Source organism: Methylobacterium sp. J-072 (assembly GCF_022829425.1).
Classification (GTDB): Bacteria; Pseudomonadota; Alphaproteobacteria; order Rhizobiales; family Beijerinckiaceae; genus Methylobacterium.
In genome coordinates, this window is record NZ_JAKSYK010000115.1 from 51,450 (window position 1) to 70,721 (window position 19,272).

General features: G+C 70.7%; 18 protein-coding genes. 4 read left to right on the top strand and 14 right to left on the bottom strand.

Going from position 1 to position 19,272, the window contains the following annotated elements; all coding sequences use genetic code 11:
• Positions 1 to 8: 8 nt before the first annotated feature.
• A complete protein-coding gene (locus MKK67_RS13125; RefSeq protein WP_243965433.1) occupies positions 9 to 527 on the bottom strand; it encodes a GNAT family N-acetyltransferase in 519 nt (172 codons plus the stop codon).
• Positions 524 to 841: a DUF1778 domain-containing protein gene (locus MKK67_RS13130; protein ID WP_243965527.1), complete on the bottom strand. Its 318-nt coding sequence runs from the start codon at positions 839 to 841 to the stop codon at positions 524 to 526. The genes MKK67_RS13125 and MKK67_RS13130 overlap by 4 nt, the downstream gene beginning before the upstream one ends.
• Positions 842 to 1,015: 174 nt before the next feature.
• Here MKK67_RS13130 and apbC point away from each other — a divergent pair, with 174 nt between their 5' ends.
• Positions 1,016 to 2,164 carry an iron-sulfur cluster carrier protein ApbC gene (gene apbC, locus MKK67_RS13135; protein ID WP_243965440.1) on the top strand — a complete coding sequence of 383 codons (1,149 nt, stop codon included), beginning with the start codon at positions 1,016 to 1,018 and terminating at the stop codon, positions 2,162 to 2,164.
• 7 nt (positions 2,165 to 2,171) lie between these two features.
• Positions 2,172 to 2,828: a molybdenum cofactor guanylyltransferase MobA gene (gene mobA / locus MKK67_RS13140; RefSeq protein ID WP_313899017.1), complete on the top strand. Its 657-nt coding sequence runs from the start codon at positions 2,172 to 2,174 to the stop codon at positions 2,826 to 2,828.
• A 206-nt stretch (positions 2,829 to 3,034) separates the two neighbouring features.
• Here the strand turns inward: mobA and MKK67_RS13145 are convergent, their stop codons facing one another.
• From MKK67_RS13145 to MKK67_RS13170, 6 genes are all read right to left on the bottom strand, one after another.
• Positions 3,035 to 3,496, bottom strand: a complete 462-nt coding sequence (locus MKK67_RS13145; RefSeq protein WP_058192188.1) for a peptidylprolyl isomerase — start codon at positions 3,494 to 3,496, stop codon at positions 3,035 to 3,037.
• A gap of 68 nt (positions 3,497 to 3,564) precedes the next feature.
• Positions 3,565 to 4,062 carry a hypothetical protein gene (locus tag MKK67_RS13150; RefSeq protein ID WP_243965441.1) on the bottom strand — a complete coding sequence of 166 codons (498 nt, stop codon included), beginning with the start codon at positions 4,060 to 4,062 and terminating at the stop codon, positions 3,565 to 3,567.
• 9 nt (positions 4,063 to 4,071) lie between these two features.
• Positions 4,072 to 4,620, bottom strand: coding sequence for a peptidylprolyl isomerase (locus MKK67_RS13155; protein WP_243965444.1), 549 nt, complete (start codon positions 4,618 to 4,620; stop codon positions 4,072 to 4,074).
• 27 nt (positions 4,621 to 4,647) lie between these two features.
• Complete coding sequence (gene coaD, locus MKK67_RS13160; RefSeq protein ID WP_147855446.1) at positions 4,648 to 5,151, bottom strand: pantetheine-phosphate adenylyltransferase; 504 nt, start codon at positions 5,149 to 5,151, stop codon at positions 4,648 to 4,650.
• A gap of 61 nt (positions 5,152 to 5,212) precedes the next feature.
• Positions 5,213 to 8,005: a DNA gyrase subunit A gene (gene gyrA / locus MKK67_RS13165; RefSeq protein WP_243965447.1), complete on the bottom strand. Its 2,793-nt coding sequence runs from the start codon at positions 8,003 to 8,005 to the stop codon at positions 5,213 to 5,215.
• Between the two features lie 176 nt (positions 8,006 to 8,181).
• Positions 8,182 to 8,484: a hypothetical protein gene (locus tag MKK67_RS13170; protein WP_243965449.1), complete on the bottom strand. Its 303-nt coding sequence runs from the start codon at positions 8,482 to 8,484 to the stop codon at positions 8,182 to 8,184.
• A gap of 229 nt (positions 8,485 to 8,713) precedes the next feature.
• Between MKK67_RS13170 and MKK67_RS13175 the strand changes: the two genes are divergently transcribed.
• Positions 8,714 to 9,565, top strand: a complete 852-nt coding sequence (locus tag MKK67_RS13175) for a S49 family peptidase (protein WP_243965450.1) — start codon at positions 8,714 to 8,716, stop codon at positions 9,563 to 9,565.
• Positions 9,566 to 9,578: 13 nt separating this feature from the next.
• On the opposite strand, the gene MKK67_RS13180 is transcribed toward MKK67_RS13175, so the two are convergent.
• Together MKK67_RS13180 and MKK67_RS13185 are read right to left on the bottom strand one after the other, a co-directional pair.
• Positions 9,579 to 11,297 (bottom strand): methyl-accepting chemotaxis protein, encoded by a 1,719-nt coding sequence (locus MKK67_RS13180; RefSeq protein ID WP_243965452.1) that lies wholly within the window; start codon positions 11,295 to 11,297, stop codon positions 9,579 to 9,581.
• Between the two features lie 298 nt (positions 11,298 to 11,595).
• Positions 11,596 to 12,465 carry an NAD(P)-dependent oxidoreductase gene (locus MKK67_RS13185; protein WP_243965453.1) on the bottom strand — a complete coding sequence of 290 codons (870 nt, stop codon included), beginning with the start codon at positions 12,463 to 12,465 and terminating at the stop codon, positions 11,596 to 11,598.
• Between the two features lie 101 nt (positions 12,466 to 12,566).
• Between MKK67_RS13185 and MKK67_RS13190 the strand changes: the two genes are divergently transcribed.
• Positions 12,567 to 13,604, top strand: a complete 1,038-nt coding sequence (locus MKK67_RS13190; RefSeq protein WP_243965454.1) for a P1 family peptidase — start codon at positions 12,567 to 12,569, stop codon at positions 13,602 to 13,604.
• Positions 13,605 to 13,804: 200 nt separating this feature from the next.
• Here the strand turns inward: MKK67_RS13190 and MKK67_RS13195 are convergent, their stop codons facing one another.
• The 4 genes from MKK67_RS13195 to MKK67_RS13210 form a co-directional block, all read right to left on the bottom strand.
• The gene (locus MKK67_RS13195; protein ID WP_243965456.1) at positions 13,805 to 14,086 is read right to left on the bottom strand and encodes a hypothetical protein; all 282 of its coding nucleotides are present in this window, start codon (positions 14,084 to 14,086) and stop codon (positions 13,805 to 13,807) included.
• On the bottom strand, positions 14,083 to 16,470 hold the full coding sequence (locus tag MKK67_RS13200; protein ID WP_243965459.1) for a response regulator: 2,388 nt from the start codon (positions 16,468 to 16,470) through the stop codon (positions 14,083 to 14,085). The genes MKK67_RS13195 and MKK67_RS13200 overlap by 4 nt, the downstream gene beginning before the upstream one ends.
• Positions 16,471 to 16,518: 48 nt before the next feature.
• The gene (gene rarD / locus MKK67_RS13205) at positions 16,519 to 17,418 is read right to left on the bottom strand and encodes an EamA family transporter RarD (RefSeq protein WP_243965463.1); all 900 of its coding nucleotides are present in this window, start codon (positions 17,416 to 17,418) and stop codon (positions 16,519 to 16,521) included.
• 122 nt (positions 17,419 to 17,540) lie between these two features.
• Positions 17,541 to 19,232, bottom strand: coding sequence for a methyl-accepting chemotaxis protein (locus MKK67_RS13210; RefSeq protein WP_243965465.1), 1,692 nt, complete (start codon positions 19,230 to 19,232; stop codon positions 17,541 to 17,543).
• Positions 19,233 to 19,272 lie beyond the last annotated feature (40 nt).

Genomic DNA, 19,272 nt, shown 5'->3' on the forward strand with positions numbered 1-19,272 from the left:
CGGGGGCCTCACGAGTCGCCAAACAGCGTCTCGATCTCGGCCATCGGCTTGAACAGACGGCGGGGCTGATCGGGCAGCCGAAGGAAGTCATGGCGTTCGTAGAACGCGACCGCGGTTTCATCCTTCGCGTCGACCACCACCGCCAGGGAGGCCGTCTCGCTCCTGAGGCAGCGCAATAGCGCATCCAGGAGGAGAAGCGTGCCGAACCCCTTGCCACGCCGCGTCGCGTCGACCGCCAGCCGCCCGAGCAGCGTGGCCGGCAGGATGGGGTAGCGCGGCAGTCTCTTGACGAAGGCCGCCGGCAATTCGGCGGCCCGGATCGACGTGTTGGCGAGGGTGTAGAAGCCCAGGATGGCGGGTTCCGGAGGCTCGACAAGGACATAGGGGGCCGCCACCCGGCGGCGCGCATCCTGACCGGCCTGCGAGCGGAGATAGCGATCGAGGGCGTCGACGCCGCACGCGAAGCGGGACCGATCGTGCCGCCCGGCATCGAAGAGCTCGATGGCCGGCCTTGCGCCGACGGTCACGTCTCCGAGCCACCCATCAGCGTTCGGTAAGTGGCGACGCGATCCCGCATCCGTTCACTGGGGTCGCGCGGCGCGAGAAGCGCCTCCACGAAGGCGCGGGAATCCCGAACGCTGAGCTGGATTACCTCATGCTCTGCGATGGCGCGCTTGGCGGCATCCTGGACGCTCGTCAGGACGAAGTCGGTGATGCTGCGTCCTTCGAGCGCTGCGGCATGCGCAACGAGGGCCTTCTGCTCCGCCGTCACACGGGCCTCCAATCGATCGGCCCGGCGCCGGTTCTTCGAGCTGCCTTCCAACCGTTGAGCGTTGCGCATCGCCACCTCCGTGCCGACCTGGAATGTACGGCCAGCGGCCGGCATTTTCGAGGGGAAACTGCTGGGTGTCGCGGACGGGCGAAATCCCGATAGCCGGGGCGGGGTCTGGTGTTCTCGCGGCGCTCGGTTACATGCAGCGGGTATTGGACCTGCTTGCTCCCGGTGGAGGACGATTTGGCGATCACTCGCGACGACGTGCTGCGCGCGCTCCAATCCGTCACCGTCGATGCCGCCGGCACCACGCTGCCCGGCTCCGGGCGGCTGTCCCAGGTCGTGGTCGATCCGAGCAACCGGGTGATGTTCTCGATCCTGGTCGATCCGAGCGAGGCCGAGCGATTCGAGCCGGTGCGGCGGCAGGCGGAGGGGCGCGTCCTCCAGATGCCGGGCGTCTCGGGCGTGTTCGCGAGCCTCACTTCGGAGCGCGGCCCGGGCATGCCGGCCCAGAGCGACGCCGCGCCCCGGCCGGTGACACCGCCACCGGTCGCGCCGCCGAGGCCCGGGGCGCCGCCGAACCAGGGGCCGCAGATCGCTGGCGTGCGCCACATCGTGGCGGTCGCCTCCGGCAAGGGCGGCGTCGGCAAGTCCACCACCGCCTGCAACCTCGCCCTCGCCCTCCAGGCCCAGGGGCTGAAGGTCGGCCTGCTCGATGCCGACATCTACGGGCCGTCGGTGCCGAAACTGTTCGGCCTGTCGGGCAAGCCGACCGTCGTCGACAACAAGTCCATGGAGCCGATGGTCGGCTACGGGCTGAAGGTCATGTCGATCGGCTTCCTGATCGAGCCCGAGACGGCGATGATCTGGCGCGGGCCGATGGTGCAATCGGCCATCACCCAGATGCTGCGCGACGTGCTCTGGGGCGAGCTCGACGTGCTCATCGTCGACATGCCGCCGGGCACCGGCGACGCCCAGCTCACCATGGCCCAGGCAACCCCGCTCTCGGGCGCCGTCATCGTCTCGACGCCCCAGGACCTCGCGCTGATCGACGCCCGCCGGGGCGTGACCATGTTCAAGAAGGTCGCGGTCCCGATCCTCGGGGTGATCGAGAACATGGCGACCTTCATCTGCCCGAATTGCGGCCACGCCTCGCACATCTTCGGGCATGGCGGGGCTCGCATCGAGGCGCAGCGCCTCGGCGTGCCGTTCCTCGGCGAGGTCCCCCTCGACATGGCCATCCGGGAGACCTCGGATTCCGGCCGCCCCGTGGTGGCGACCGATCCGGACGGCCCGCACGCTAAAATCTACCGCGACATCGCCAAGTCCCTATGGGCGAACCTTTCGGGTGCCCCGGCCGGGCGCACCGCGCCGAAGATCGTCTTCGAGTGATTTTTTCGTGGTCGACCGCTCGCAGATCCTGGGCCTGATCCTCGCGGGCGGCCTCGGCCGGCGGATGGGCGGCGTCGACAAGCCGCTGATGCGATTGGGCGGGCGGACGCTGCTCGATCGGGTGGTCACGAGGCTCGGCTCGCAATGCGGGGCGGGGCTCGCGCTCAGCGCCAACGGCGATCCGGCGCGGTTCGGCGGGTTTCCGGGGCCGGTACTGGCGGATCCGCTGCCGGGCCAGCTCGGACCACTCGCCGGCCTGCTGGCAGGGCTGGAGCATGCCGCCGCGCATCATCCGGGTGTGACCCATGTCCTGAGCGTGCCCGGGGACGCCCCGTTCCTGCCGGGCGATCTCGCCGCGCGGCTCGGATCAGCCCTGAAGGACTCGCCGATCGCGCTCGCCGCCTCGGGCGGGCACGAGCACTACACCGTGGCGCTCTGGCCGGTGGAGCTGCGGGCGGATCTGCGCCGCGCCCTGGTGGAGCGGGACGAGCGGCGGGTCGGCGCGTTCATCGCGTGCCACGGCGCGGCCGTCGTGGAGTGGCCGGTTGAAACGGTCGATCCGTTCCTGAACCTCAACACGCTGGAGGATCTGGCTGCGGCTCCAGAACTCGACCGCGGGCTCGCCCAAACGGGCCGTGCTGCCGAAGGACTGCCAAGCGCTTGAGCGCCCCGATGGTGTCCGGGCGGATTGCTCGTCCCGCACCGTCATTACGGGCGGAGCGAAGCAACCCAGGGAAACGCCACGTTCGAGGATCGCGCGCTGCCCTAGGTTGCTTCGCTCCGCTCGCAATGACGGGAAAGGCGGTGCGGACCCTCTGACCGGCCGCCCGTGCTCGCACCTGTCGCGCGCATGGGCGGCCAAGTTTCAAACTAGGCCGCTTCGCCCACGCTCGCCTTGACGATCTTGTCCGGGGAGCGCGGCGGCTCGCCCTTGTTGATCGTGTCGACCACGTCCATGCCCTCCACGACCTTGCCCCAGACCGTGTACTGCTTGTCGAGGAAGCGCGCGTCGTCGAAGCAGATGAAGAACTGCGAGTTCGCCGAGTGCGGGAAGTTGGTGCGGGCCATCGAGCAGGTGCCACGCACGTGCGGCTCGGCGTTGAACTCGGCCTTCAGGTCCGGCAGCTCGGAGCCGCCCGAGCCGGTCCCGGTCGGGTCGCCGGTCTGGGCCATGAAGTTCTCGATCACCCGGTGGAACGGCACGCCGTCGTAGAAGCCCTGGGCGGCCAGCGTCTTGATCCGCTCGACATGGCCCGGGGCGAGGTCGGGGCGCAGCCCGATCACGACGCGGCCCTTGGTGGTCTCGAGGATGAGGGTTTCGGTGTCGGCCATGGGTAGGTCCTTCCTGTTGGTGGGACTGTAGCGGCGCCCGCCGGATCCGGCGAGCGCGCGTGAAACGGTCAGGCCGGCGGGCGGTAGACGAAGCGGAGGGCCACCGGCCGCCCGGCGATCGCCCGGCCGAGGCCCGGGGTGATCTTGGCCGGCGTGCAGCCGGCGAGCGCGTCCAGGGTCGCCCGCACCAGCGACCGGCGCTGGTTCCGCGCGTACCCCGCCGCGTAGGTGATGCGTGGGGGGCCGAGCAGGCTGCCGTCGCGCCGCAGCGACAGCCGCGCGGTGATCTCGACGTCGTCGGACCCCGCTTCCGGCCGGCCGAGTCCGGCGGGCGGCTGCCAGCAGGCGGCCAGCACCGGGTAGAGTTCGGCGAGGGTGTCGGCCGCCCGGGCCGGCTGATGCGCGAGCGGCACCGCGACGGTGCCCCGCAGGGTCTGCGGGAGGCTCAACGGGTAGCCGCCGCCGGGCTCGTCGGCATAGCCGCCATAGGCATAGAAGCCGTCATAGGCACGCGCCGCCGCCGGAGCGAGGACGAGCACGCCGATCACGGCCAGCCGGCGCCACATCGGCGGGCGCTACTTCGCCTTCTCGGCGAGCGTCATGCGGACGATCTTGTCCGGATCCTGCACGGCACCGCCCGGCGCGCCGGGGGCGGCCTTCTTGATCCTGTCGAGCACGTCGAGGCCGTCCGTGACGTTGCCCACGACGGTGTATTGCTTGTTCAGGAACGGCGCGTCGCCGAGGCAGATGAAGAACTGCGAATTGGCCGAGTTCGGATCCGACGAGCGCGCCATGCCAACGGTGCCGCGGCGGAACTCGGCCGTCTGCGAGAACTCGCCCGGAATGTTCGGCAGGCTGGAGCCGCCGGTGCCGTTGCCCTTCGGGTCACCGGTCTGGGCCATGAAGCCGTCGATCACCCGGTGGAACTTCAGGCCGTCGTAGAAGCCCTGGGAAACCAGCGTCTTGATCTGCTTGACGTGCTTGGGGGCGAGGTCCGGCCGCAGCGCGATGGTGATGCGCCCGTCCTTGGTCTCGAGATAGACCGTGTTGGCGTCGGCGGCCCGCGCGGCCGGGACGGAGCCGACCATGAGGGCGAGCGCGAGAAGGGCGTAGCGGCGGTTCATCGGGTTCCTTCCAGAAACGTCAGAGGATCAGGCGGTGGCGGCGAAGCGCTGCCGGAGGCGGTCGGCGACGGCGGCGGGCACGAAGGGCGAGACGTCCCCGCCCATGCCGGCGATCTGGCGCACCAGCGTCGCGGTGATCGGGCGCGCCTGGGTCGAGGCGGGCAGGAACACCGTCTGCACCTCGGGCGCCATGGCGCCGTTCATACCGGCGAGCTGCATCTCGTAGTCGAGATCCGTGCCGTCGCGCAGGCCGCGGATGAAGATCGATGCGCCGCAGCGCCGTGCGGCCGAGACCGCGAGGTCGGCGAAGGTCGCGATCTCCAGCGTCGCGCCCTCGGCCTGCGCCACCGGCCCGCAGGTCTCGGCGAGCAGCGCGGCGCGCTCCTCGGCGGAGAACAGCGGCGCCTTCCCGGGATGGACGCCGATGGCGATCACGAGGCGGTCCACCAGCCGGCAGGCTTGGCGGACCACGTCGAGATGGCCGTTCGTGACCGGATCGAACGAGCCGGCATAGAGGGCGGTGCGGGTCATCGAAGCCCGACCTAGAGCATTTTTGCGCCGGACGGAACCTCGGGGTGCGCGGGCCGGAGCCTCACACCTCCTCGGGGCCGCCCTCCGGACTAGCATCGGGGCCGCCCTCGATGCCGCCGTCCAGGCCGCCGTCCAAGCCGCCCTCGGCGCCGGCTTCGGTGTCGTCCTCGCCCACGATGTGCTCCACCGACACGACCTTTTCGTCCTTGGCGGTGTTGAACACGGTCACGCCCTGCGAGGCGCGGCCGACGATGCGGATGTCGTCCACCGGCACCCGGATCAGCTGGCCGCGGTCGGTGACCAGCATGATCTGGTCCGTGGCCTCGACCGGGAAGGAGCCCACGAGGCTGCCGTTGCGGTCGTTGACCCGCATGGCCGTGATGCCCTTACCGCCACGCCCCGAGGTCCGGTACTCGAACGACGACGAGCGCTTGCCGTAGCCCCGCTCGGACAGGGTGAGCACGTATTGCTCGGCCGCGCCCATCTCGGCGTAGCGCTCCTGGGAGATCGCGGCGGCCTCGGCGCCGTCCTCGGCCTCGACCTCGACGCCCTCCTCCGCCTCGCCGGTGACGGCGCGGCGCATCTTCAGGTAGCCGGTCCGCTCCTCGGCGCTGGCGTCGAAGGCGTTCAGGATCGTCATCGAGATGACCCGGTCGTCCTTGGCCAGCAGGATGCCGCGCACGCCGGTGGAATCGCGGCCCTTGAACACGCGCACGTCCTCCACGGGGAAGCGGATGCACTGCCCCATCGCCGTGGTCAGCAGCACGTTCTGGTCCGGCCGGCAGATCTCGACATGGACGATGTGGTCGCCCGGATCGAGCTTCATGGCGATCTTGCCGTTGCGGTTCACCTGGACGAAGTCCGACAGCTTGTTGCGCCGGACGTTGCCGCTGGCGGTCGCAAACATCACGTCGAGGGTCTCCCAGGACGCCTCGTCCTCGGGCAGCGGCATGATCGTGGTGATGCGCTCGGAGGTGTCCTGGAGCTGCAGGATGTTCACCAGCGCCTTGCCGCGGGCGTTCGGGGCGGCCATCGGCAGGCGCCAGACCTTCTCCTTGTAGACTTGGCCCTGGCTGGAGAAGAACAACACCGGCGTGTGGGTGTTGGCCACGAACAGGCGGGTGACGAAATCCTCGTCGCGGGTCGCCATCCCTGAGCGGCCCTTCCCGCCCCGGCGCTGGGCCCGGTAGGTCGAGAGCGGCACGCGCTTGACGTAGCCGGCATGGGACACGGTCACGACCATGTCCTCGCGGGCGATCAGGTCCTCGTCGTCGACGCTCGAATCGTAGTCGACGATCTCGGTCCGGCGCGGCGTGGCGAATTGCTGCCGCACTTCGACGAGTTCGTCCTTGACGATCGCCTGGATCCGGGCGCGCGAGCGCAGGATGTCGAGATAGTCGGCGATCTCGTCGGCCAGCGTCTTCAACTCGTCGCCGACCTCGTCGCGGCCGAGAGCCGTGAGGCGCTGCAGGCGCAGGTCGAGGATGGCGCGGGCCTGGGTCTCGGACAGGCGATAGGTGCCGTCCTCGGCGACCCGGTGGCGCGGGTCGTCCACCAGCGCGATCAGCGGCGCGATGTCGTGGGCCGGCCAGTCGCGGCTCATCAGGGCCTCGCGGGCCGTGTTCGGATCCGGCGAGGTGCGGATCAGCCGGATCACCTCGTCGATATTGGCGACCGCGATGGCGAGGCCGCACAACACGTGGGCGCGCTCGCGGGCCTTGCCGAGCAGGAACTTGGTGCGCCGGGAGACGACCTCCTCGCGGAAGTCGACGAAGGCCTGGAGCAGGTCCTTCAGGTTCATCAGCTCCGGCCGGCCGCCGTTGAGGGCGACCATGTTGCAGCCGAAGGAGGATTGCAGCGGCGTGAACCGGTAGAGCTGGTTCAGCACCACCTCGGCCATGGCGTCGCGCTTGATCTCGACCACGATGCGCATGCCGCTGCGGTCGGACTCGTCGCGCAGGTCCGAGATGCCCTCGACCCGCTTCTCCTTCACGAGCTCGGCGATCTTCTCGACCAGCGTCGCCTTGTTCACCTGATACGGGATCTCGGTGAAGATCAGCGCCTCGCGCTCCTTGCGCAGCTCCTCGACATGCGACTTGGCGCGCATGATCACCGAGCCGCGGCCGGTGGCGTAGGCCTGCCGGGTGCCGGCCCGGCCGAGGATCATGCCGCCCGTGGGGAAGTCCGGCCCGGGGACGATCTCGGTCAGCTGCTCGATGGTGAGCCCCGGATCGTCGATCAGCGCCATGCAGGCGTCGATCAGCTCGCCGAGATTGTGCGGCGGAATATTGGTCGCCATGCCGACCGCGATGCCGCCGGCGCCGTTGGCCAGGAGGTTCGGGAACCGGGCCGGGAGGACTTTGGGCTCCTCCCGCGATTCGTCGTAGTTCGGCTGGAAGTCGACGGTGTTCTTGTCGATGTCCGAGAGCAACGCGGTCGCCGGCTTGTCCAGGCGCGATTCGGTGTAGCGCATGGCCGCTGGCGGGTCGCCGTCGACCGAACCGAAATTGCCCTGCCCGTCGATGAGCATCAGGCGCATGGAGAAGTCCTGCGCCATCCGCACCAAGGCGTCGTAGATCGATTGGTCGCCGTGCGGGTGGTAGAGACCGATCACGTCGCCGACGATGCGGGCCGACTTGACGTATTTCCGCTCCGGCAGGTGCCCGGATTCGAAGGCGGAATACAGGATGCGGCGGTGGACCGGCTTCAGCCCGTCGCGCGCGTCGGGAAGCGCGCGACTCACGATCACGCTCATGGCGTAATCGAGGTAGGAGCGGCGCATCTCGTCGGTGATGGAGACGGGGCGAATGTCGCTGGCGGGCGGGGTGGTGCCCGTCGGATCGGTCTCGGCCAAGGAAGTACCCGTTATCAGGCCCGGAGGGGCGGTGCTGGCGATCGTCCCGGTGGCGCGCGGAGCGCCCGGACGGCCTTGCGGAACAGCAGTGATATCAGGTGGTTAAATAAGCTTTTCCGCGCCCGCGCACAAGGCCGCGCCCCGGCCCGATCCGGCCGGGGCGCGGGCTGCACCTCTCAGTAGAACGTCGGGTGCCGCGGGCCGAAATGGCGGCGATACGCGATGGGCCGCCGGTGCCCGTAGTGACGGTGAAAATGGTGGCGGCGGTGCCAGTGATGGCGCCGGTGATGCCAGTGCCGCCGATAGTGGTGGCGCCGGTGCCAGTGGCGGCGATAGTGCCAGCGGGCGAGCTGCACCGTGGGGCCGGGCGCAGCCGCCTCGGCGGCCGCCGGGACCGGCAGGGGCGCCGCCTGCGACGGGGCGCTGGCGAAGCCCCCGATCAGCGCGGCGAGCAGGACCAGGATAGGCCAGGGTCGCATCGTCTCTCTCTCCCGTGTGAGCCCCCGGCGGCGTCCCGCCGATCCGGGCCGGCACGATCCGCGCGCCGTCGCCAGGAACCGCCAAGGTCGGCAAACGGTTCGATCCGCTCTGACTGCGCAGACGATCATGGTTGCCGGGACCTCCTGTCCCGGTTCCCTTGCACCAGCCCCCGGAAAGCCCAACTCGGGCGGCAGCACCTGCGCTTCCGATCTCTCCCCAAGAGTCTCCATGCCGTTCGCGATCCCCGACGCCCTCCGGGCCTTCCTGCCGCGCCGTTTCCGCGACCGTCGCCCCCGGGTCGCCGTGGTCCGGCTCTCCGGCATAATCGGGGCGGTCTCGCCGATCCGCCCGGGGCTCTCGATCGGCGGCGTGGCGGGCAGCCTGGAGCGGGCCTTCACGATGCCCGGGATCAAGGCGGTGGCGATCGTGATCAACTCGCCGGGCGGCGCGCCGGCGCAGTCGCACCTGATCCACCGGCGCATCCGGGCCCTGGCCGAGGAGAAGAAGCTCCCGGTCGTGGCCTTCGTGGAGGATGTCGCGGCCTCGGGCGGCTACATGATCGCCTGTGCGGCCGACGAGATCGTCGCCGACCCGACCTCGATCGTCGGCTCGATCGGTGTGGTCTCCGCCGGCTTCGGCTTCCAGGGCCTGCTGGAGAAGATCGGCGTCGAACGCCGGGTTCACACGCAGGGCGAGGCGAAGTCGATGCTCGACCCGTTCCGCCCGGAGGACCCGGCCGACGTGGAGCGCCTGAAGCGCCTCCAGGCCGACATCCAGGACCTTTTCACCGGCCTTGTCACATCCCGGCGCCCGACCCTGTCGACATCCGAAAACCTGTTCACCGGCGCGGTCTGGACTGGCCGCCAGGCGTTGCCCCTCGGGCTGGTCGACGCGCTCGGCGACGTGCGCGCGACCATGCGCGCGCGCTTCGGCGACACGGTCGACCTGCGGCTCGTGGCCGAGGCCAAAGGCGGGCTCCTGTCCCGCCTGCTGCGCCGGGGCGGGGCACCGGGCGGGATCGCCGAGGACGCGCTGGCGGCGCTGGAGGAGCGCGCCGCCTTCGCCCGCTTCGGGCTCTGACGCGGGATTCCGCTTACGCAGCCACCTGCGCGAGAAACCGTTCGATCTCACCTTCGAGGTCGGCCGCGACCGTGTCGACGCTCCGGGCGGCCACGGTCACCGTCGCCGCCATCCGGGCTGAACGCGTCGCGGCACCGGCCACGGTGGTCAGCCCGGCGGTGATAACCCCGGTGGCGTCGGCCGTATCGGCGACGTTGCGCGAGATCTCCGCCGTTGCCGCGCTCTGGGCCGCGACCGACGTGGCGATCCCGCCCGTGGTCTCGCTGACCGCCCGCATGCGCGCGCCCATCTGGCCGATCGCCGCCACGGTCGCCGCCGTCGAGGATTCCACCGCGGCGATCTGGCCGCCGATCTCCTCCGTGGCCCGCGCGGTCTGGTCCGCCAGCGCCTTCACCTCGGCCGCCACGACTGCGAAGCCCCTGCCGGCCTCACCGGCCCGGGAGGCTTCGATCGTGGCGTTCAGCGCCAGCAGGTTGGTCTGCCCGGCGATCTGGCGGATCAGCCCGACGACGTCGCCGATGCGGCTCACGGCAACGGACAGGGCGCCGATCTTCGTGTTCATCGCCTCCGCTTCCGCCGACGCGTTGGCCACCAGCGACTGGGCCTTGTCGAGCTGGGTGCCGATCGCGCCGATCGAGGCGGACAATTCCTCGGCCGCGCTCGCCACCGTCTGGATCCTGGCCGAGGTCTCGTGCGAGCTCCGCGCGGTCGTTGCCACGGCGACCTCGGCCTCGGCGGAGCCGGCCGCCATCTCGTCGGCCCGCGCGTGCATCTCGCCGGTGCTGGTGGTGAGCGCGTCCTTGAGCACGACGACCTGTCCACGGAACGCCTCGATGGCGCGATCGAGATCCGCCCGGCGCCGTGCCTCGTCCGCCGCCCCCGTCCTCTGCAACTGCTCGAGTTCCCGCATCCGCAGGCCGGCACTGCGCAGCACTTCGAGCGACCTAGCCACGGTGCCGATCTCGTCGCCGCGCTGGGCATGCGGGATCGCGGTCTCCAGATCGCCCGTTGCCAGCGCCTCGATCCGGGCGGCGATCGTGGTGAAGGGCCGGAACAGGCGCGGCGCGGTCAGCCCGATCAGCGCGCAAACGAGCGCCGCGATGGCCAGGGCGGCGATACTGACGGTGGTCATCGTCTGCGTATAGGCGTCGAAATACATCTCGATCGGCAGGCCGATGAACAGGATGCCGTTGATCGTCCCGGCCGCATCCACGGTCGGCTGATATACCGTGTAGAAGCGCCGCCCGAACAGCGTCGCCGGGCCCTCGTAGGTCTGGCCGGCCTGCATCGCGGCCTGGGCCGGGTGATCCGCCGCGAGGGTGGTGCCGACGGCGCGGGTGCCGTCTTCCCGGCGCACGGTGGTCTGGCGCCGCACGAAGCTCTTGGAGGCGGGCTCGTAGCTGAAGACCGTGGCAACGCCGCCGGAATAGGCTACCGCGTCGTCCGGGACGGTCGCGTCCGCGAAGTCGGACAGGCTCGGCGTCATCACCCTGGCAACCCGCGAGCCGGCCAAGTCAACCTTCGCGCCGGGTACGCGCCCGGCCATCAGCAGCGCCAGCGTGCGCAGGTTGTGCTCGCCGTTGGTGCGCTGCTGCTGCTGCATCTGCGACCAGGTCTGATGGGACACGGTGATCCACAGCGCCGCCACGGTCAGCGCGACGGCGAGCATCGCGAGCAGAGTCACCTTCGTGGACAGCGACATCACGCGCAGCGACAGAGGACGGTGAAGCATAGGCTTGATCCGATCGAGAGCACCTCACGAAACGTCCCGCCGCCGGATGTCTTTCTCAAGACATGGCGGCAGAGGTGGCGTTTTGTGAGACGTTCTTCGATAGACGCTCCGACATCGCGATCGTCGGTCGCCCCTGTCGTCAGCGTATCGTCCCGAACATCGGGTCCCGGACGATGCACCGAGGCTTTGGTTTTGGAGTGTCTCGCCCCGAAAGTCGATGTTCGCCTTTCGGGGCGATGCGCGAAATCCGAGTTCTATCGAACTTGGTCTTCAGACGCGTCGCATCGTCCGTGACGCCTCAGCCGCGCCCTGCCCGCCGGGCCGAGACCCGGGCCAGGGCGGCGAGGTCCTTCTCGCCGTCGCCGTGGCTGATCGCCTCGATCAGGCCGTCGCGCAGGACGCTGGCGAACGGCATCGGCACGCCCGCGCCTTCCGCCGCCTGGAGCGCCAGCCGCACGTCCTTGGCGCCGAGCTTGAGGCCGAAGCCCGGCGGCTCGTAGCGGTTCTGGGCGATCGAGGCGCCGTAGCCCTTGTAGACCGGCGCGGCGAACAGCGTGTTGGTCATCAGGTCGAGGAAGTCGGCGCCCGCGACCCCGTGGCCCTCGGTGAGCGCGCAGGCCTCGCCCATGGCCTCGATCGCCGAGATCAGCATGAAGTTGCCGGCGAGCTTGACCGCGTTGGCCCGCGACGGCTCCTCGCCGAAGCGCCAGGTCTTGGCGCCCATGGCGTCGAGGAGCGGCGCCGCGCGGTCGAGCAGCGCCGCGGCGCCGGCGGCCACGATGTTGAGCTTGCCGGCCTCGGCCACGTCCGGCCGCCCGAAGACCGGGGCGGAGATATAGGGGACGCCGGCCCGCTCATGCACGGCGGCGAGCTGCCGGGCGAGCGCCACTGAGACCGTGCTCATGCCGATATGCAGGCCGGGGCGCTCCGGCTGGTCGAGCAGGCCGCCCGAGACGATCACCGCCTCGAGCGCTGCGTCGTCGGCCAGCATGGTGATGACCGCGTCCCCGGCAAACGCCTCCGCGGCGCTCGCCACCGGAATCACCCCATCGAGGCCCTGCGCGGCCTCGGGCGAGCGGTTCCAGACCCGGACCCTGTGGCCGGCCCGCGCGAGGCTGGCGGCCATGCCGCGGCCCATCCGCCCCAATCCGATGAATCCGACGTCCATGCCGTGCTCCTCGCCGCATCTGCCGCCGTGCCGAACCGGGTCGAGCCGCGACGGCGTGAGCGGGGATTTGCTCGGAACGCCGGGCGTGGCAAGCTAGACCGATGGCGCGCAATTGCATTGCAGACATTCCCGGCCTGCGGGTCGGCCACGCCAGCGACTTGCGAATCGCCAGCGGGGTCACGGCGATCCTGTTTGACGCCCCTGTCACCGCTTCCGTCGACGTGCGCGGCGGCGGCCCGGGCACCCGCGAGACCGACCTGCTCGATCCCGAACGCACGGTGGAGCGGATCGACGCCCTGGTGCTCTCGGGCGGCTCGGTCTTCGGGCTCGACGCCGCCGCGGGGGTGACCGCCTGGCTCGCCGAGGCCGGACGCGGCTTTCCGGTCGGACCGATGCGGGTGCCGATCGTGCCGGGCGCGATCCTGTTCGACCTGCTCAACGGCGGCGACAAGGACTGGGGCCGCTACCCGCCCTATCGCGAGCTGGGCTTTCTGGCGGCCGCTGCCGCGTCGAACGAGTTCGCCCTGGGCTCCGTGGGGGCCGGCACGGGGGCGCGGACCGGGCGCCTGAAGGGCGGGATCGGCTCGGCCTCAGCCGCCGTGCCGGGCACCGGTTTCTCGGTCGGCGGGCTGGCGGCGGTCAACGCCTTCGGCAGCGCCACGATCGGCGACGGGCCGCATTTCTGGGCCGCGCCGTTCGAGGTGGGCGACGAGTTCGGCGGTCTCGGCTCTCCCGCCCGGGTCCCGGCGGACGCCCTCGCCTTCCCGGCCCGCGTCCTCCCCGGCGCGGCGACGACGCTCGCGGTGGTCGCCACCGACGCCGCGCTGACAAAGGCGCAGTGCCGGCGCCTCGCGGTGGCCGCGCAGGACGGCCTCGCCCGCGCCCTGGTGCCGGCCCATACGCCGCTCGACGGCGACCTCGTCTTCGCGGTGGCGACCGGCACCGTGCCGCTGGCCGACCCGGTGGCCGACCTCGCCCGCCTGGGCGACGCCGCTGCGCGGGTGCTGGCCCGGAGCGTGGCGCGGGGAGTCTATTGCGCGACGACCCTGCCGGGCCACGCTGTCGCGGCGCCTCTATCGGTCATGGGACTGCCGCCGGCTTGGCGCGACGCGTTCCAAAAGCGCCGAGATCTTATTTGACGTCGGGATCCCGGTCGGAAGACAATTCCGAGCAACGGAGATCCCAGTCCCTCCCCTCATCCTGAGGTGCCCGCGCGAGCGGGCCTCGAAGGAGCCTTCCAGGGATCGCGCGGCTGGCTGGAGGGCTCCTTCGAGGTCTCCGCTTCGCTCCGCCGCCTCAGGATGAGGCCGAGGGTAGGAAAGTCCGGTCGAACAGGCTCTCACACCTCCCCGCGCGCATCCGCGATCAGCTGCGCCAGCCCGGCATCGACCTCCTCGCCGAGCATCTTGCGCTCGGCATCGGTGAGATCCTTGGCCCAGGCGGTGCCACCAAAACCTTCCGCGCAGCGCGCCCGCTCGGCGGCGATGTAGGCCTCGGTCGCGGCGGGCTGCGTCTTCATCGCGTGGACGAGGCCGAACCAGGCCGCCCGCTCCACCACCGCCAGCCGCGCCCGCAGGCGGATCGCCGCCGCCTTGTCCGGATCGATCCCGTTGTCGCTCATGGTGTTTCTCCCACATCGTTCTCGGCGAGCCGCTCGATCAGGCCCTGGAGCCGTCCCGGCACCGGCTCGGCGGCGGAGCGCGCGTAGAGCACGCGCAGCTGCCGGCCGATCTCGGCGAGGCTCATGGAGCCCTTGGCGATCACCCGGTCGGCCTGGGCGCCGAGGCTCGCCTTCTCGGCGCTGGTGATCTCCTTGGCGGTGAGCACCACCACCGGCACGTCGCCGTCCGGCCGGGCGCGGAGCGCCCGCAGGAAGCTGAACCCGTCCATCTCGGGCATCATCAGATCGAGCAGGATCAGGCTCGGCCGCGTCTGGCTGACCCGCTCCAGGGCGATCCGGCCGTTCTCGGCCTCGTCCACGGTCCAGCCCTCGCGGCCGAGCGACCGGCGCAGGCGCTCGCGGGCATCCGGGTCGTCGTCGACCACGAGGACGCGCGCCTCACCGGGCCCTTCCGGGCGGTAGCGCTCCATCATGCCCTTCAGCCGGTCCCAGTCGATCGGCTTGACGAAGTAGTCGGTGGCGCCGAGCGCCTGGCCGAGCCCCTGCTCGGCCACCACCGAGGTCATGATCACCGGCGTGCCGGCGAGATCCGGATCGTTGCGCACGGCGTGCAGCACCGCCCATCCGTCCATGCGCGGCATCTCGACATCGAGCAGGATCGCCCGCGGCCGCAGCGCCCGGGCGAGGGTCAGCCCGGCGCGGCCGTCATTGGCGGTGCGGACATGGAACCCCTCGCGCTCGAGGAAGCGCTGGAGCAGCTCCCGGGCGGCCGGGTCGTCGTCCACGAGCAGGACGGTCTCGTGCTGCTCGTGCGGCTCGACCGCGGCCGCGGCGGTCTCGGCGGCGATCTCCTGCGGCGCGTCCTCGGGCTTGAGCACCGCGGGCAGGCGGATCGTGAAGGTCGCGCCCTGCCCTTCCGTGCTGGTCACGGCAATGTCGCCGCCCATGGTCTGGCAGAAGGCCCGGGTGATCGCGAGGCCCAGACCGGTGCCGCCGAACTGGCGGGTGGTCGAATCGTCGGCCTGGACGAAGCGCTCGAACAGGCGCGCGATCTGCGCCTCGGACAGGCCGATGCCGGTATCGGTGACCGCGAAGGACAGCCAGTCCGCCCCCGCGTCGTGGTGCCGGCGCACCGCCAGGGTGATGGTCCCTGTCTCGGTGAACTTGGCGGCGTTGCCGATCAGGTTCAGGAGGCATTGGCGGATCTTGGTCTGGTCCTGGTGCATCGCGCCCAGTTCGGCCCCGTCCGTGTCGAGGACGAAGCGGTTGCCCTTCTTCTCCACGAGCGAACCGGTGGCGTCGGAGACGTCCCGGAGCAGGTCCGACACCGAAAACGTCTCGGCCGAGGCGGTCATGCGCCCGGCCTCGATCTTGGAGATGTCGAGCACGTCGTTGATCAGCGACAACAGGTGCCGGGCCGCCGCCTCGATCTTGCGCAGGTCCGGCAGGAGAGCGGCCTGGCCGATATCCTCCAGCTCCTCGCCGAGCATCTCGGAATAGCCGATCACCGCCGAGGGCGGGGTGCGCAGCTCGTGGCTCATATTGGCGATGAACTGGCTCTTGGCCCGGTTGGCGGCTTCCGCGGCTTGGCGCGCCCGCTCGACTGCCTCCTCGGCCTCCTTGCGGTCGGTGACGTCGACGCAGGTGCCGACCCATTCGCGCAGGGTGCCGTCCTCGGCGAGCACCGGCACGCCGCGCACCTCCATGGCGCGCCAGACGCCGTCGTGCCGGCGCAGGCGGTACTCGATCTCGTAGGGCTTGCGTTCCTCGACGCAGGCGGCCCAGGCATCGGCCGCGTGGGCGCGGTCGTCGGGATGGACCGCGTCGACCCAGCCCCAGCCCTGGTAGGCCTCCTCGCTCTGCCCAGTATAAGTGCTCCAGCGGACCTGCGGGGGCATCAGCTCGCCCACCGCGTTGGTGTTCCAGATCACCGCCGCGGAGGCATCGACCAGCGCCCGGAAGCGCTGCTCGGAATCGCGCAGGCGCTCCTCGACGGCGCGGCGCCGAGAGATGTCGGTGTTGGTGCCGTACCAGCGCAGGATGTTGCCCGCCGCGTCCCGGTGCGGCAGCGCCTTGGACAGGAACCAGCGATAGATCCCGTCCTTCCCGCGCAGCGGGAACGTGTCCTCCCAGGACTGGCCGAGCATGATCGCCGCCCGAAAGCGCTCGGTCACGGCCTCGACGTGGTCGGGATGGTGGACGGCGCGCCAGCCCCAGCCGCGCATCTCTTCCAGGGTGCTGCCCGTGTAGTCGTACCAGCGCTGGTTGTACCAGACGATGGTCCCGTCCGCCTCGGCGATCCAGGCGAGCTGCGGCAGCGTCTCGGCGAGGTTCCTGTAATCGGCATCGGTGACGACGCCTGAACCGCCCTCGGATTCCCTCATCGGCCCGCCGGTATCCCGTCCCCCGCCCCGCGGGGCGCATGGGATTCCTTATACACGCATCGGGTCGGGATCCGACCGGACCTCGACCACAGGTTCTGCGGGCCGCCGGCCGCGCAGGGCATCGACGCTGTAGAGGGCGAGCGCCACCCAGATCAGGGCGAACATTGCCGCCCGGGGCGGCTCCACGTGCTCGCCATAGGCCAGGACGCTGAGGCCCAGCAGGCAGGTCGGGGCGACGTATTGCAGCAGACCCAGCGTGGTCAGCCGGAGGCGAACCGCCGCGGCAGCGAACCAGATCAGCGGCAGCGCGGTGGTCACCCCCGTCAGCATCAGCAGCGCGAGGGTCTTTGGCTCGGCTGGCAGGAACGGCTCGGGCGAGAGGACGAGCCACAGGATCGCGAGCGGCAGGAGCAGCAGGGTCTCGGCCAGGAATCCGACCAGGGCATCGACCCCGACGATTTTTCGGACCAGCCCGTAGAGCGCGAAGGACACCGCCAGGGACAGCGACAGGGCCGGCAATTCCCCCGCCCAGAGCACCGCGACGGCGACGCCCGAAGCCGCGATCCCCACCGCCACCGCCTGAAGCGGCCGCAGCCGCTCGCCGAGCACCACTCGGCCGAACGCCACGCTGACCAGGGGGTTGATGTAGTAGCCGAGGCTCGCGTCGAGCAGGTGCCCGCGGTCGATGGCGTGGAGGTAGAGCAGCCAGTTCACCCCGATCATCGCGGCCGAGACCGCCAGCAGGGCGTGGCGGCGGCGCAGGGGCAGCGGCAGGTTGAGGCGCTTGCGGGACGCGAGCGCCAGGGCCAGCCCGCCCGCGAACAGGCTCGACCAGACGATGCGCTCGGCCAGGATGTGGTTCGGGCTAAAGGCCCCGAGCGTGCGGAAATGAACCGGGACCAGCAGGCCCCAGCTCAGATAGGCGGCGAGCGCGTAGACGAGGCCCACGTCAGTCCTCCCGATCGACCCGAATCGGCGGACCGAGCCGGGGCTCTACGCCCGTCGGCTCGCGCGGGACAGGGGCGGCGATGCAGGGCTGACATCCCGCACCGCCGCGTCTCGCGCCCGGTTCAGGCGGCCCGGATGGTCGCCAGGAAGCGGCCGACCTCGCCGCTGAGATGCTCGGACTGGCGCGACAGCTCGGAGGCGGCATCGAGCACCTGACCCGCCGCCTTGCCGGTCTCCTCCGCGGCCGAGGCCACGCCGGCGATGTTGCTGGTCACCTCGCTGGTGCCCTGCGCCGCCTGTCCGACATTGCGCACGATCTCCTGCGTCGCCGCGCCCTGCTCCTCAACCGCCGCCGCGATGCTCGTCGCCACGGACTCGATCTCCCGGATGCGGGCGGTGATCCCGCCGATCACCGAGACGGCGGCGCCGGTGGATTTCTGGATCTGGCCGATCTGCCCCGCGACTTCCTCGGTCGCCCGGGCGGTCTGGTTGGCCAGCTCCTTCACCTCGGCGGCCACCACCGCGAAGCCGCGGCCGGCCTCGCCCGCGCGGGCCGCCTCGATCGTGGCGTTCAGCGCCAGCAGGTTGGTCTGGGCCGCGATATCGGTGATCAGCCGCACCACGTCGCCGACCTTGGCGGCGGCGGTGCTGAGCTCCTGCACCAGCGTCGCGGTCTGGTCGGCCTCGGACACGGCGCCCTGGGCGAGCTTGGCCGAGCCGTCGACCTGACGGCCGATCTCCTGGACCGACGAGCCGAGTTCCTCGGCCGCGCTCGCCACGGTGTTGACGTTGGAGGCGGCCTCCTCGGCGGCGGCCGCGACCGTGGTGGATTGGCTGGCGGTCTGCGTGGCGGTGGCGGTCATGGTCTGGGCGGTGGCCTGCAATTCGGTCGCCGAGGACGAGACCTGGCCGATGATCCGGCCGACCGTGCCCTGGAAACCGTCGGCCAGTTCCAGCATCGCCTGGCGGCGCGCCTCCGCGGCCGCTTCGTCGGCCACCCGCCGGATCTCGGCCTGCTCGGCGGCCTTCTGGGCGACCAGCGCCTTGATGCCTTCCACGGCCCGGCCGATCAGGCCGATCTCGTCGCCGCGCCGTGCCTCGGGGATCTCGGCATCGATCTCCCCAGCCGCCATGCGCCGCAGCACATTCGTCAGCCGGCGGATCGGGCGCGTCACGCCGACGACCACGACCAGGGCGCCGCCGACGAGGCCGATGACGATGCCGAGGATCGACAGGGTCAGCAGCAGGGAGCGCGTCGCGTAGGTCTCGACGGTCAGGTCGTCGGAGCGCTTCTGGACCGAGACATCCATGTCGTCCACGAGGGTGCGGACGCTCTCGGTCAGCTCCCGCCGGATCGGATCCGCCGTCTGGCGTGCCAGCGCCAGCGCCTCGGCGCTCAGGCCCTTGCCGGCCAGGTCGCGCATGTCGCGCACGGTCCTGACATAAGTATCGAGTTGCGTGGCGATGCGATCCGCACGCTCCCGGAAGGTGGGGGCTTCCCGGCGTGCACCGTCGAGGAGCTTGGTCGCCTCGGGCACGAGCTCGTCCAGGGTGGCGCCGACGCGGGCTCCGTCCGGCGTGCCGGCCTCGGCTACGGTGCGGAAGGCGACGTAGCCGAGCTGCGCGACGACGCGGTTCAGCCGCGCCATCTTCACCAGCGCCTTGGAATCCTTGTCGAGCAGGATTGTGTAGGCCGTATCGATCGCGATGATGTTCTGCGACGTGTACACGGCGCATCCGAAAAACAGCGCGCTCATCAAGATGATGACCGCGAAAAGCTTCGTCGGAATATTTATTTTCGAGATCAATTCCATTGGAGCCCCCATGGCGCGACGATGATCGAACCGGGATGAG